Origin of the sequence: Morganella sp. TYF_1, from assembly GCF_043105645.1 — a bacterium.
GTDB classification, from domain to species: Bacteria; Pseudomonadota; Gammaproteobacteria; order Enterobacterales; family Enterobacteriaceae; genus Morganella; species Morganella morganii_B.
Genome location: NZ_JBICLU010000026.1, coordinates 509,670 through 522,239, shown reverse-complemented (window position 1 = coordinate 522,239; position 12,570 = coordinate 509,670). Strand labels below are relative to the sequence as shown.

Genomic DNA, 12,570 nt, shown 5'->3' with positions numbered 1-12,570 from the left:
ACCATGACATTGAAAGAGTTAGTGGTTGGTTTCGCCACCCAGGTACGCAGTATTTGGATGATAGGGCTTCATGCCTTCCATAAACGCGAAACCCAGATGTACCCGGAAGAGCCGGTTTACCTGCCGCCGCGCTACCGCGGCCGGATTGTGCTGACGCGCGACCCGGACGGCGAGGAGCGCTGTGTCGCCTGTAACCTGTGCGCCGCGGTCTGTCCGGTCGGCTGTATCTCTCTGCAAAAAGCAGAGCATGAGGACGGCCGCTGGTATCCGGAATTTTTCCGCATCAACTTCTCACGTTGCATTTTCTGCGGATTATGCGAAGAAGCCTGCCCGACAACCGCCATCCAGCTGACGCCGGATTTCGAACTGGGTGAGTTTAAGCGTCAGGATCTGGTGTATGAGAAAGAGGATTTATTAATCTCCGGTCCGGGTAAATATCCTGACTATAACTTCTATCACAAAACCGGGATGGCGGTTGCGGGCAAAGCCAAAGGCGAAGCCGACAATGAAGCCAAGCCGATTGATGTGAAAAGTCTGTTGCCATAAGGGGAGAACATACATGGAAATTACCTTTTATGTCGCCGGACTGATCGCCATTCTGGCTACGCTGTGTGTCATCACACAGACCAACCCGGTGCATGCGCTGCTGTATCTGATCACCTCGCTGCTGGCACTCTCTGCGGTCTTTTTTGCCCTTGGCGCGTATTTCGCCGGGGCACTGGAGATTATCGTCTACGCGGGTGCCATCATGGTGCTGTTCGTGTTTGTGGTGATGATGCTCAACCTCGGGCGGGCGGTTGTCGATCAGGAACGAAAATGGCTGTCCCCGTCTGTCTGGATGGGGCCGGGCCTGCTCTCGGCAGTTCTGCTCGGCGTGATGATTTACGGCATCAGCTCTCTGAAAGATAACGGTATTGCCGGTGAGGTGGTTACCGCGAAACAGGTGGGTATCAGTCTGTTCGGCCCGTATGTTCTGGTGGTGGAACTGGCCTCCTTCCTGCTGCTGGCGGGTCTGGTGGTGGCATACCACATCGGGCGTGACGAAAAAGCGGGCGGCGATCTTGTCAGTCAGCGCAACACGGAGGAAAAAGCATGATCCCTCTGCACCACGGATTAATTCTCGCGGCTGTGCTCTTCATCCTCGGTTTCACCTGTCTGGTGATCCGACGCAATCTGCTGTTTATGCTGATTGGTCTGGAAGTGATGATTAACGCGGCGGCTCTGGCGTTTGTCGTCGGCGGCAGCTACTGGAACCAGCCGGACGGACAGGTGATGTATATCCTGGCCATCAGTCTGGCGGCGGCTGAAGCGAGTATCGGGCTGGCACTGTTGCTGCAATTGCATCGTCAGCGTCAGGATCTGGATATTGATAAAGTCAGTGAGATGCGCGGATGAACTTACTCTTTTTAACCATTTTGCTGCCGCTGATTGGCTTTCTGTTATTAGCCTTTTCACGCGGTCGCTGGTCAGAAAATGTGTCAGCCACCATCGGCACCGGGTCGGTGGGACTGGCGGCACTTACGGCGCTGTGGGCGGGGATGGATTTCTTCGCCAACGGCGGCGGGGTGTATCAGCAGACACTGTGGACATGGATGGATACCGCTTCCTTCTCCATCCCGGTTACCCTGGTACTGGACGGCCTGTCACTGACCATGCTGGGCGTGGTCACAGGTGTCGGTTTCCTGATCCACATGTATGCCTCCTGGTATATGCGCGGTGAAGAGGGCTACTCCCGCTTCTTCGCCTACACCAACCTGTTTATTGCCAGTATGGTGATTCTGGTACTGGCCGATAACATGCTGCTGATGTATCTCGGCTGGGAAGGGGTAGGGCTGTGCAGTTATCTGCTGATCGGCTTCTATTACACCAATCCGGCTAACGGCGCGGCGGCAATGAAAGCCTTTATCGTCACCCGTATCGGTGATGTGTTCCTGGCGATCGGCATGTTTATCCTGTGGGATAAACTGGGCACCCTGAGCTTCCGGGAACTGGCGGTTCTGGCACCGCAGCATATCGCAGCCGGTTCTGACCTGATTTTCTGGGCGACCCTGATGATCCTCGGCGGTGCGGTCGGTAAATCGGCACAGTTACCACTCCAGACCTGGCTTGCGGATGCCATGGCCGGTCCGACACCGGTTTCGGCACTGATCCACGCCGCGACCATGGTAACCGCAGGTGTGTATCTGATTGCCCGTACCCATGAGCTGTTCCTGTTATCACCGGAAGTGCTGCATTTAGTCGGCGTGGTCGGTGCTGTCACCCTGGTGATGGCCGGTTTTGCCGCGCTGGTGCAGACGGATATCAAACGTGTTCTTGCCTACTCCACCATGAGCCAGATTGGTTATATGTTCCTGGCGCTCGGTGTGCAGGCGTGGGATGCGGCGATTTTCCACCTGATGACCCATGCATTCTTCAAAGCCCTGTTATTCCTGGCCTCCGGCTCGGTGATCCTGGCCTGCCACCACGAGCAGAACATCTTTAAGATGGGCGGACTGCGGAAAAAAATTCCGTTTGTCTATCTCTGCTTCCTGGTCGGTGGTGCCGCACTGGCTGCGCTGCCGCTCATTACCGCCGGTTTCTACAGTAAAGATGAGATCCTGTGGGGTGCGGTGGTTCAGGGGCAGAACCCGCTGTTTATCGCCGGTCTGGTCGGTGCCTTTATGACATCGCTCTATACCTTCCGGATGATTTTCATCGTGTTCCACGGCAAAGAACATACACAGGCGCATACGGTGAAAGGCTTTACCCATACTTTCCCGTTACTGGTGCTGATGGTGCTCTCCACTGCCGCCGGTGCTTTTATCCCGCAGCCGCTGCACGGTGTGTTCCCGGCGGAAACCCTGACCGGTTCTGCTGACGGCAAACTGACTACCGAAATTATTTCCGGTGTGGTTGCTGTGGCGGGGATTGTGCTGGCCGCAATGCTCTGGCTGGGCCGCCGCACGCTGGTGACAGCGATTGCAAACTCCGCGCCGGGACGTTTCTTCTCGGCCTGGTGGTTCCGCGCATGGGGCTTTGATGACCTGTATGATGCGATTTTTGTTAAGCCGTTCAAAGCGGTGGGCTGGTTGCTGCAGAGTGACCCGCTGAACAGCCTGATGAATCTGCCTGCGCTGTTTGCCCGCTGGAGTAACAAAGGACTGAGCCTGAGTGAAAACGGACAGGTCCGCTGGTATATCGCCTCTATGGGGCTGGGTGCAGTGCTGGTTCTCGCTCTGCTGTTTTTGGTTTAAATAAGGGACACATTGCGCCATGCTATTACCCTGGCTGATTTTACTTCCCTTCATCGGCGGCCTGCTGTGCTGGCAGGCTGAGCGCTTCGGCACAAAGCTGCCGCGCTGGATCGCGCTGCTGGCGATGGGGATCACGTTATTTCTTTCTCTGTATCTGTGGATGCAGGGGAACTACAGCTTAGTTAACCCGAAAGGTATTCCGGACTGGCAGGAGCAGTATTTCCTGGAGTGGATCCCGCGTTTCGGCATCAATATTCATCTGGCTCTGGATGGTCTGTCGCTGCTGATGGTAGTGCTGACCGCGCTGCTCGGCCTGCTGGCTATCCTCTGTTCCTGGGGTGAAAACCAGCCGTATCAGGGCTTCTTCCATCTGAACCTGCTGTGGATCCTCGGCGGTGTGATGGGCGTGTTCCTGGCAATGGATCTTTTCCTGTTCTTCTTCTTCTGGGAAATGATGCTGGTGCCGATGTACTTCCTGATCGCCCTGTGGGGACACAGCGGTTCAGACGGCAAAACCCGTATCGGGGCGGCGACCAAGTTCTTTATCTACACCCAGGCGAGTGGTCTGGTGATGCTGATTGCCATTATGGCACTGGCGATTGTTCATCAGAACGCCACCGGTCAGTGGAGCTTCGCGTATGAAGATCTGCTGAATACGCCGATGAGCTATGGTGTGCAGTATATGCTGATGCTGGGCTTCTTTATCGCATTCGCGGTCAAGATGCCGGTGGTACCGCTGCACGGCTGGCTGCCGGATGCACACAGTCAGGCACCGACAGCCGGTTCTGTCGACCTGGCGGGTATTCTGCTGAAAACCGCGGCGTATGGTCTTCTGCGTTTCAGTCTGCCACTGTTCCCGGAAGCCTCTGCCGATTTCACACCTATCGCCATGTGGCTGGGTGTCGTCGGTATCTTCTACGGCGCGTGGATGGCGTTTAAACAGACGGATATCAAGCGTCTGATCGCCTACACCAGTGTGTCGCATATGGGCTTCGTGCTGATTGCGATTTACTCGGCGAGTATGCTGGCGTATCAGGGCGCGGTGGTGCAGATGATTGCACACGGTCTGTCTGCGGCGGGTCTGTTTATTCTGTGCGGTCAGTTATATGAGCGCCTCGGTACCCGTGATATGCGCCAGATGGGCGGCCTGTGGAAGCGGATTAAGTTCCTGCCTGCACTGTCACTGTTCTTTGCGGTGGCAACGCTCGGGATGCCGGGCACCGGTAACTTCGTCGGTGAATTCATGATCCTGTTCGGCAGCTTCGGCAACTACACCCTGATCACCGTGATTTCCTCGGCGGGTCTGGTGTTTGCCTCCGTTTACGCGCTGTGGATGATGCAGCAGGCGTATTACGGCGCACCGAAGTCAGAAGAGCCTATCGCGGGCATGAATCTGCGTGAATTTTCCATCGTGATGCTGCTGGTGGTCTTACTGGTGATTCTGGGTGTTTACCCGCAGCCGGTGCTGGATACTTCGTCAGCGGCGATGGCAAACATTCAGCAGTGGTACACTGCTTCAATTTCAAATACAGGGTTGTAACGCGCCATGACAATAACTCCTCAACAACTGATCGCACTCTCACCACTGCTGATTATCGGGTTGACAGTGGTGGTTGTGATGCTGTCCATTGCGTGGCGACGCGATCACTTTATTAATGCCACACTGACTGTCGTCGGTCTGAACCTTGCGCTGCTGTCGCTGTACTTTGTCGGGCAGCAGCAGCCGATGGATGTGACACCGCTGGTGCACATCGACGGCTACAGCATGTTTTACACCGGGCTTATCCTGATGTCGTCACTGGCCACCACGACCTTTGCGTATTCGTGGCTGGAGACCTATCCGGATAACAAAGAAGAGTTCTATCTGCTGGTACTGATTGCCACACTCGGCGGCATCCTGCTGTCGGGAGCGGATCACCTGGCGTCCTTCTTTATCGGGATTGAACTGCTGACGCTGCCGCTGTTCGGGCTGATCGGCTATGCCTTCCGTCAGAAACGCTCACTGGAAGCCTCTATCAAATATATGCTGATGTCTGCGGCAGCCTCGTCTTTCCTGTTGTTCGGGATGGCGCTGCTGTACGCGGAATCCGGTGATTTATCCTTTGCCGGGTTAGGCCGCAGCCTGGCGGACAGTCAGATTCACCGGCCACTGGTGCTGACCGGTCTGGGCATGATGATTGTCGGTATCGGCTTTAAGCTGTCACTGTTCCCGTTCCAGTTATGGACACCGGATGTGTATCAGGGTGCCCCGGCACCGGTCTCCACCTTCCTGGCAACCGCCAGCAAGATCGGGATTTTTGCCGCAGTACTGCGCCTGCTGGTGCTGGCACCGATGGCGGATTCCGGGACATTGCAGATTGTTCTGACGGTGATTGCGATTGCCTCAATCCTGTTCGGTAACCTGATGGCGATCACCCAGAACAGCATCAAGCGTATGCTGGGTTACTCTTCGATCGCACACCTCGGGTATCTGCTGGTGGCCTTTATCGCGGTGAATGACCCGAAACTGGCGGAAGAGACCGCCGGTATCTATCTGGCCGGTTATCTGTTTGCCAGCCTCGGTGCGTTCGGTGTGGTCAGTCTGATGTCCAGTCCGTACACCGGGCCGGATGCGGATTCCCTGCATGCTTATCGCGGTCTGTTCTGGCGCAAGCCGGTTCTGGCTGCGGTCATGACGGTGATGATGCTGTCTCTGGCGGGGATCCCGATGACCTTCGGCTTTATCGGTAAGTTCTTCGTGGTGGCAACCGCCGTGAATGCGGAACTGTGGTGGCTGACCGCCGCAGTGGTACTCGGCAGTGCAATCGGTCTGTACTACTATCTGCGTATGATGATCAGCCTCTATATCCGCGGTTCGGAATCACCGGCCCGTATGGCACCGTCCAACTGGGCAATGAGTGCCGGCGGTATTGTGGTACTGCTCTCCGCGATTATTGTGATCGTGCTCGGTATCTGGCCGCAGCCGTTTATCACCCTGACCGGATATGCGGTACTGAGTTACTGATATCTGTACTGAGAAAAACCGGGCCGCAATCAGCCCGGTTTTTTTATGCCATCCCGATAAATACCGAGAAATAGCGGCGCTGCGCAAGGATAAGGGTATCCAGTCCGGGAAGAGGAACATTCTGACTGAAATACGGTTCATACTGGCGGACACTTTGCAGCCAGAATAATAATACCGCACTGATCAGGTTGTTAAATTCCCGCAGTTTCGGAAGCAATGTCAGCGCATTGCTGATTTCCTGCATATGATCCTGCAGCTGCTTCAGGTCCTTTTTCAGATCACGGATAAGTTTGCTGAGGTCATTAATCCGCTGACTGAGTGTCGTCCGGGTTTCGACCAGCTGAACATAACTCAGCCCTTCGGTTAATGTATTGATAACCGCTGAAATAATCCGGTGAAGCTCATTCATAATAAACCGCTCGGAGGAGGTCATCTCCACATTTTTCAGCTCTTCCGTTGTCGGCAGTGTGGTGGTACCGAAAAGTGACTGGAATCCGCGCTGATGAATAATTTCCTCAGACTGAACAATGACTGCCAGTTTTTCCTCCCAATAGAGTTTATCGCATTTAAACTTATCAATATCCGGCAGTGTATTACTGATAGCCTTGTCCAGATAAGACTGATGGTGCAATAACCCGCCCTGTAACAACGGAATAGCAGTGGCATCAAATTCAGTATTAAACAGGGTGTTAATGTTATTCACCGAATGATAAATCATATTCATCTGGCTGGTTAAAAATTCATAAATTTGTTTTTCATGGGGAAGTGAAAACAGATTCATCCCTGTATCAGTAGAAAGAGTACCAAGTAAATTTTCAAGATCAAAATTATGAAGATGCGTATAAATAATGGCGGCATCAGCGGAAATCATATTCAGTATCCGGGTCTGCCATTTTTTTATATCACGGATCTGAAAATGCAGATCGGTGGCGGGCAGTGATAATGTCTCGGCACCGTTACTGATATCATGATGTTTAGCTCTTAAGTGTGCCAGGGTAATATGTTCAGGATTAATGTCAGAATGTGTCATGTGATTTTCCTTATTATGCGGCCAGATTAGCGGTATCAAAAATAGCAATAAGTTCTTTTGCATAACCACGAACCCGCTGCCAGGGGAGGGTGATTTTTTTCAGCTGTAATGAAAATTGTAAAAGGCTGTATGCATCATTTATCTGCATAAAGGTATTGAGGGATTCATTAATTTCAGTCAGCATGACCTGCCACATAAAATCCAGATGATCGACGGCAATGTGTGCATCTGCAAAATAGCTGTCCAGTGTATTGAGTTCTTTATCCAGCTTAACAATCAGTTTCTGGATGTTCTGCTGAGTAATAACCTGTTCTTCCAGCGCCGCGACTTCCTCAATCAGTTTGTTTTTACGCCGCCTGACCTGTTCGGCCCGGTAGCCGAAAATGCCGCCGGTGATGATAAGCCCGATAATACCGCCGACCAGGCCGGAGAAGGACAGCTTCACAAACTGGTTGTATTCGCGCTTGAGGATCTCAATCTCATCGTTTCTGACCCGGATTTCTGACTGCAAATCTGAGGTGTTATCGTCAGTCTGATTCTTTAATAAGACTTTTTGTTTACGTTTTACTTCATAGATCAGCGACGGAATTTCATTGCCGGAATCATCAATACCCCCGATCAGTTCGAGCCGGAACCGGGCGATGCAATTTTTTACCCGCTGTGTTTTTTTTCTTTCTTCCGCGATATCATCCCGCATGACGGTTAATATCTTTGTCAGTTCACCGGAAATAATCCGATCCTGCCTTTTATAGATAATATCTTTTAAATTCGGCGGTGATGCATCCTGCATCATTATGTTTGCCTGAGTAATAACCGGCATTTCATTTATGGCATTCAGAATATAATTCCCGGTTGTCGTGATACCGGCACCGGCAATTTCAAGATCAATCGCCTGTTGTTTGGTCATGGATTCAACCTGTTCCCAGCTCAGCGCGTGCTGATAAATATGAGAAAACAGACGCTGAATATTATGGGGTTCGAATCCCGGCAGCTCAGTATCGCGGTAGCCGATAAACTCAATAATATCTTCTTTTTCCCGTGGAAGTGTCATTCCGTAATTAATGTAGCGTTTGATATGAATCAGGTCATTATGTGTGAATATACCTGCAGCCCGGAAAGTATCCTCCTCTTCATTGAGCAGTAACTTTAATGTAGCCGGGCCTATTTCATCAGCGGTAATAAGCCGGTCAGCCGGCATGGTTTGTGTGTGCATAAATATCTCCCTGTCATGAGATGCCTGACCCGGTGGTGAATGGGGCCGAAACAGCATCGGTTTCCGCATTAATGGCTTAAAATGCACAATGGTGACAAGGATAAAAAAGAAGGATGGTTTTAATAATTTTTATCTCACCGTATAATCACAGTGACCCGCGCATTTTGCATATCCGGAGCAAGCAGTGACTCTTTTTTCTGATTTTATTTCTCAGGTCTGTACTGAAATAACGAATAACAAAAATAAACCCGATGGTATTTATCAGTACGCGGTGACATTACCGCCGCCACTGGCTGATGCATTATCTCCGTCAGCCCTGACCGGCTGGCTGAATGCCCAGACCTGCTGGCCGCAGTTTTACTGGCAGCACCGTGACGGCACAGAAACAGCAGCGGTGTGCGGGGAAGTGTGCCGTTTCACACATATCAGCGAGGCACAGGCACTGCTGGATACGTTGCCTGCACAGAGTCAAATCCGGATCTGGGGGCTGAACAGCTGGCAGTTTGATACCCCGTCTCCGGCACAGGGCACCGGCGGCAGTTATCTGTTTGTTCCCCGCGCCGAACTGCGGATATCCGGCAATGAAACACACTTTCTGGTCAATATTGACAGCCGCCGCCCGGCGGAAGAAACCCTGACATTTTTACGTTCGCTGGTCTGGCAAACCGCGCTTCCGGCGCTGCACAGCACGATTATCAGTGCCCGGCATCAGCCGGATGAAGAGGGCTGGATACAACTGGTGACAGATGCGGTAACGGCTATCACCGGCGGCGAAATGGAAAAAGTAGTGACGGCCCGTAAAACCGCGCTGGAACTCTCCGCACCGGTCTCTCCGGCGGCCTTTATGCAGGCCAGCTGTGACTGTAATCACCACTGTTTTCACTATATGCTCGCCACCGGACCGGACACGGCTTTTGTGGCCTCGCCGCCGGAGCGTCTCTACTTCAGGGCAGGGGCTCAGTTGTATACCGAAGCGCTGGCGGGAACCGTGGCGAATTACCCGGAAGATGACCGCGCGGCACAAGCCGCGCAGTGGCTTCTTTCTGATAAAAAAAATGTGCATGAAAACAGTGTGGTGGTTGATGATATTTGTCAGCGCCTGCAGGGGGCGGTCAGTGCGCTGGATGTGAGCGCAGCAGCCGTTATCCGCCTGCGCAAAGTGCAGCATCTTTATCGCGTTATTTCTGCCGCGTTATATGCCCCCCGTGACAGCGATTGTTTACAGCGTCTTCAGCCGACAGCCGCTGTTGCCGGTCTGCCGCGCAGTGCCGCGCTGGCTTTTTTGCGGAATAACGAACCGTTTGACCGCGACTGGTATGCAGGCAGCGGTGGTTATTGCAGCCCGTCACGCAGTGAGTTTGCGGTGTCGCTGCGCTGCGCGAAAATCAGCGGCAGTCGGGTTGATTTGTATGCCGGCGCGGGGATTGTCGCCGGTTCGGATCCGCAGGCGGAGTGGAGCGAAATTGAAAACAAAGCCGCCGGGCTGCGAACCCTGCTGGAAGGTGACGCTCACTGATTGTGCCATTTTCTGCTTACCGGGGCAGAAACCGTGAAATAATCTACCGGTTTATTGAACTACATTAAGGTATTTCCTGAGTCAATCCGTAGACTACGGAGAACTACAGGTCAGGAAAGGTGAGCTATGTCAAACAGTGCATTGAACCGTCGCTGGGCGGAAGTGATTTTGGAGGCGCTGAGCCGTCACGGATTGCGTCATATCTGTATCGCGCCGGGATCCCGGTCAACACCACTGACACTGGCTGCCGCCGCCGATGACAACTTTATCTGTCACACTCATTTTGATGAGCGCGGACTTGCGCATCTGGCGCTGGGACTGGCGAAAAGCACCCGGCTGCCGGTGGCGGTGATTGTCACGTCCGGTACGGCGGTGGCAAATCTTTATCCGGCACTGATTGAGGCCGGACTGACCGGCGAACGCCTTGTTTTTCTCACCGCCGACCGCCCGCCGGAACTGATTGACTGCGGTGCAAACCAGGCTATCCGCCAGCCCGGTATTTTTTCCTCTCATCCGTTTGCCGCACTGGCATTGCCGCGTCCGGTTTTTGATATCCCCGCGTCCTGGCTGGTCTCTTCCCTCGATGACATCATGAACCGCCTGCAGCACGGCGCGGCGCATATTAACTGCCCGTTTGCCGAGCCGCTGTATGATGATGACGGACAGACCGGTAAGGAATGGCAGGCACAGCTCGGCAACTGGTGGCAGAGTGATAAACCCTGGTTGCAGCAGACCCGTTGTACCCCGGTGATCAGCGTGGATGACTGGTTTTTCTGGCGGCAAAAAAAAGGTGTGATTATTGCCGGACGTATGCAGGCCGCCGAAGGTAAACAGTTGCGCCAGTGGGCGGAATGCCTCGGCTGGCCGCTGATCAGTGATGTGTTGTCCCAGACCGGGCAACTGCTGCCGCATGCCGATCTCTGGCTGGCGTCCCCGCGTTACCGCGACGTACTGGCTCAGGCAGATGTGGTGATCCAGTTCGGCTCAAGCCTGACCGGCAAACGGCTTTTACAGTGGCAGGCTGCGTGTACACCGCCGGAATACTGGATTGTGGATACCATTCCGGGACGGCTGGACCCGGCAAATCACCGGGGCCGAAAATTTGAGTGCAGTGTCAGCGAATGGCTGGATGACCATCCGGCACAAAACCGTACGCCGTGGGCGCCGCAACTGGCAGAGTGGACGCAGACACTGAACACCCGTGTCACGGAAACCCTGGGTGACGGCTGGGGCGAGGCGCAGATTGCCTGCCGTCTGCCGGAACTGCTGCCGCCGCAGGGCGTATTATTTGCCGGTAACAGTCTGATTGTCCGGCTGATTGATGCATTTGCTCAGTTGCCGTGCGGCTATCCGGTGTACAGCAACCGGGGGGCGAGTGGTATCGACGGCCTGATTTCCACCGCTGCCGGTGTTCAGCGCGGCAGTGCCAAACCGGCACTTGCTGTCGTCGGAGATATCTCCGCGCTGTATGATCTCAACAGCCTGGCGCTGCTGCGTTATACCTCCGGGCCGTTTGTGCTGCTGATCGTCAACAACAACGGCGGACAAATCTTTTCCATGCTGCCGACACCGGAGCAGGAGCGTCAGCGCTTCTACTGTATGCCGCAGTCGGTCAGTTTTGCCGGTGCGGCGCAGATGTTCGGCCTCAGCTACAGTGCCCCGCAGGATTGGCCGTCATTGAAAGCCGCGGTCAGCAAAGCCTGGTCACAGCACGCCGCGACAGTGATTGAGGTGGTGACAAACGGCGACGAAGGGGCAAAATACCTTCAGCAGCTGCTCCGTGAGGCAGCAGAATGACGGTGCTGGCCGCACAGCGCTGTTATGCGGACAGGCCGGGTCCGTGGCTGGTCTGGCTGCACGGCCTGTGGGGAAATAAAGAAGAGTGGCTGTTGGCGGCAGAAGAAGCCGGACACTACCCCTCATTACTGATTGATTTACCGGGCCACGGCGGCTCGCAATCCGTCCGCGCCAACAATTTTCCGCATGTCAGTCAGTTGATTGCTGATACCCTGGCTGCGCATCAGATAGACGATTACTGGCTGATCGGTTATTCACTCGGCGGTCGGCTCGCCATGTATCACGCCGCATACGGCGACCAGGCAGGATTGCACGGGCTGATTATCGAAGCCGGGAATCCCGGGCTTGCCACACTCGATGAGCGCAATGCCCGGTTGCTGCACGATAACCGCTGGGCACAACAGTTACGTGAACGCCCGCTGGCATCGGTGCTGTATGACTGGTATCGTCAGGGCGTTTTTGCTGATCTCAATGAAGTTCAGCGGCAGCAGCGGGTGGAACAGCATCTGCACCATAATGCTTTTGCGATCGCGGATATGCTCTCTGATACCTCGCTCGGGCATCAGCCGCAGCTGGCGGAGAAACTGCATAACCTGAATCTGCCGCTGCTCTATCTTTGTGGTGAACGGGACAGCAAATTCCGCGCCATTGCAGAGGCACACCATTTTCCGTTACGGACTATCCAATATGCCGGGCATAACACCCATCAGGCAAATCCCGCCGCGTTTGCGGAGGCAGTCCGGACATTTTTATCATTACATTCTGTTTAAGGAACTC

General features: G+C 54.1%; 11 protein-coding genes. 9 read left to right on the top strand and 2 right to left on the bottom strand.

Translation table 11 applies throughout. The features are described 5' to 3' along the window. Nucleotides 1-3 precede the first annotated feature (3 nt). From nuoI to nuoN, 6 genes are read left to right on the top strand one after another with little or no spacing between them, the layout of a single operon-like run. A complete protein-coding gene (gene nuoI, locus ACF8OF_RS15780) occupies nucleotides 4-546 on the top strand; it encodes an NADH-quinone oxidoreductase subunit NuoI (RefSeq protein WP_004235164.1) in 543 nt (180 codons plus the stop codon). Nucleotides 547-559: 13 nt separating this feature from the next. Further along, nucleotides 560-1,096: an NADH-quinone oxidoreductase subunit J gene (gene nuoJ / locus ACF8OF_RS15775; protein WP_072868616.1), complete on the top strand. Its 537-nt coding sequence runs from the start codon at nucleotides 560-562 to the stop codon at nucleotides 1,094-1,096. Beyond that, a complete protein-coding gene (nuoK, locus tag ACF8OF_RS15770) occupies nucleotides 1,093-1,395 on the top strand; it encodes an NADH-quinone oxidoreductase subunit NuoK (protein WP_004235168.1) in 303 nt (100 codons plus the stop codon). Before nuoJ ends, nuoK begins: the two co-directional genes overlap by 4 nt. Continuing rightward, complete coding sequence (nuoL, locus tag ACF8OF_RS15765; protein WP_262861475.1) at nucleotides 1,392-3,233, top strand: NADH-quinone oxidoreductase subunit L; 1,842 nt, start codon at nucleotides 1,392-1,394, stop codon at nucleotides 3,231-3,233. Before nuoK ends, nuoL begins: the two co-directional genes overlap by 4 nt. A gap of 19 nt (nucleotides 3,234-3,252) precedes the next feature. Further along, nucleotides 3,253-4,773 carry an NADH-quinone oxidoreductase subunit M gene (nuoM, locus tag ACF8OF_RS15760; protein ID WP_262861474.1) on the top strand — a complete coding sequence of 507 codons (1,521 nt, stop codon included), beginning with the start codon at nucleotides 3,253-3,255 and terminating at the stop codon, nucleotides 4,771-4,773. 6 nt (nucleotides 4,774-4,779) lie between these two features. Next, on the top strand, nucleotides 4,780-6,237 hold the full coding sequence (gene nuoN, locus ACF8OF_RS15755) for an NADH-quinone oxidoreductase subunit NuoN (RefSeq protein WP_262881941.1): 1,458 nt from the start codon (nucleotides 4,780-4,782) through the stop codon (nucleotides 6,235-6,237). 43 nt (nucleotides 6,238-6,280) lie between these two features. On the opposite strand, the gene ACF8OF_RS15750 is transcribed toward nuoN, so the two are convergent. Continuing rightward, a complete protein-coding gene (locus tag ACF8OF_RS15750; RefSeq protein ID WP_392497113.1) occupies nucleotides 6,281-7,267 on the bottom strand; it encodes an alpha-xenorhabdolysin family binary toxin subunit B in 987 nt (328 codons plus the stop codon). 13 nt (nucleotides 7,268-7,280) lie between these two features. Next, nucleotides 7,281-8,480 carry an alpha-xenorhabdolysin family binary toxin subunit A gene (locus tag ACF8OF_RS15745; protein WP_392497112.1) on the bottom strand — a complete coding sequence of 400 codons (1,200 nt, stop codon included), beginning with the start codon at nucleotides 8,478-8,480 and terminating at the stop codon, nucleotides 7,281-7,283. 184 nt (nucleotides 8,481-8,664) lie between these two features. Here ACF8OF_RS15745 and ACF8OF_RS15740 point away from each other — a divergent pair, with 184 nt between their 5' ends. From ACF8OF_RS15740 to menH, 3 genes are all read left to right on the top strand, one after another. Beyond that, nucleotides 8,665-9,996, top strand: coding sequence for an isochorismate synthase (locus ACF8OF_RS15740; protein ID WP_392497111.1), 1,332 nt, complete (start codon nucleotides 8,665-8,667; stop codon nucleotides 9,994-9,996). A 126-nt stretch (nucleotides 9,997-10,122) separates the two neighbouring features. Continuing rightward, nucleotides 10,123-11,793: a 2-succinyl-5-enolpyruvyl-6-hydroxy-3-cyclohexene-1-carboxylic-acid synthase gene (menD, locus tag ACF8OF_RS15735; protein ID WP_392497110.1), complete on the top strand. Its 1,671-nt coding sequence runs from the start codon at nucleotides 10,123-10,125 to the stop codon at nucleotides 11,791-11,793. Next, complete coding sequence (menH, locus tag ACF8OF_RS15730; protein WP_392497109.1) at nucleotides 11,790-12,563, top strand: 2-succinyl-6-hydroxy-2,4-cyclohexadiene-1-carboxylate synthase; 774 nt, start codon at nucleotides 11,790-11,792, stop codon at nucleotides 12,561-12,563. The genes menD and menH overlap by 4 nt, the downstream gene beginning before the upstream one ends. Nucleotides 12,564-12,570 lie beyond the last annotated feature (7 nt).

What these genes read in the sequence shown, in the direction of transcription:
- nuoN (WP_262881941.1), top strand. Translation starts at nt 4,780, where the DNA reads ATGACAATAACTCCTCAACAACTGATCGCACTCTCACCACTGCTGATT.
- nuoM (WP_262861474.1), top strand. Translation starts at nt 3,253, where the DNA reads ATGCTATTACCCTGGCTGATTTTACTTCCCTTCATCGGCGGCCTGCTG.
- menD (WP_392497110.1), top strand. Translation starts at nt 10,123, where the DNA reads ATGTCAAACAGTGCATTGAACCGTCGCTGGGCGGAAGTGATTTTGGAG.
- nuoK (WP_004235168.1), top strand. Translation starts at nt 1,093, where the DNA reads ATGATCCCTCTGCACCACGGATTAATTCTCGCGGCTGTGCTCTTCATC.
- nuoI (WP_004235164.1), top strand. Translation starts at nt 4, where the DNA reads ATGACATTGAAAGAGTTAGTGGTTGGTTTCGCCACCCAGGTACGCAGT.
- menH (WP_392497109.1), top strand. Translation starts at nt 11,790, where the DNA reads ATGACGGTGCTGGCCGCACAGCGCTGTTATGCGGACAGGCCGGGTCCG.
- nuoJ (WP_072868616.1), top strand. Translation starts at nt 560, where the DNA reads ATGGAAATTACCTTTTATGTCGCCGGACTGATCGCCATTCTGGCTACG.
- nuoL (WP_262861475.1), top strand. Translation starts at nt 1,392, where the DNA reads ATGAACTTACTCTTTTTAACCATTTTGCTGCCGCTGATTGGCTTTCTG.
- ACF8OF_RS15750 (WP_392497113.1), bottom strand. Translation starts at nt 7,267, where the DNA reads ATGACACATTCTGACATTAATCCTGAACATATTACCCTGGCACACTTA.
- ACF8OF_RS15745 (WP_392497112.1), bottom strand. Translation starts at nt 8,480, where the DNA reads ATGCACACACAAACCATGCCGGCTGACCGGCTTATTACCGCTGATGAA.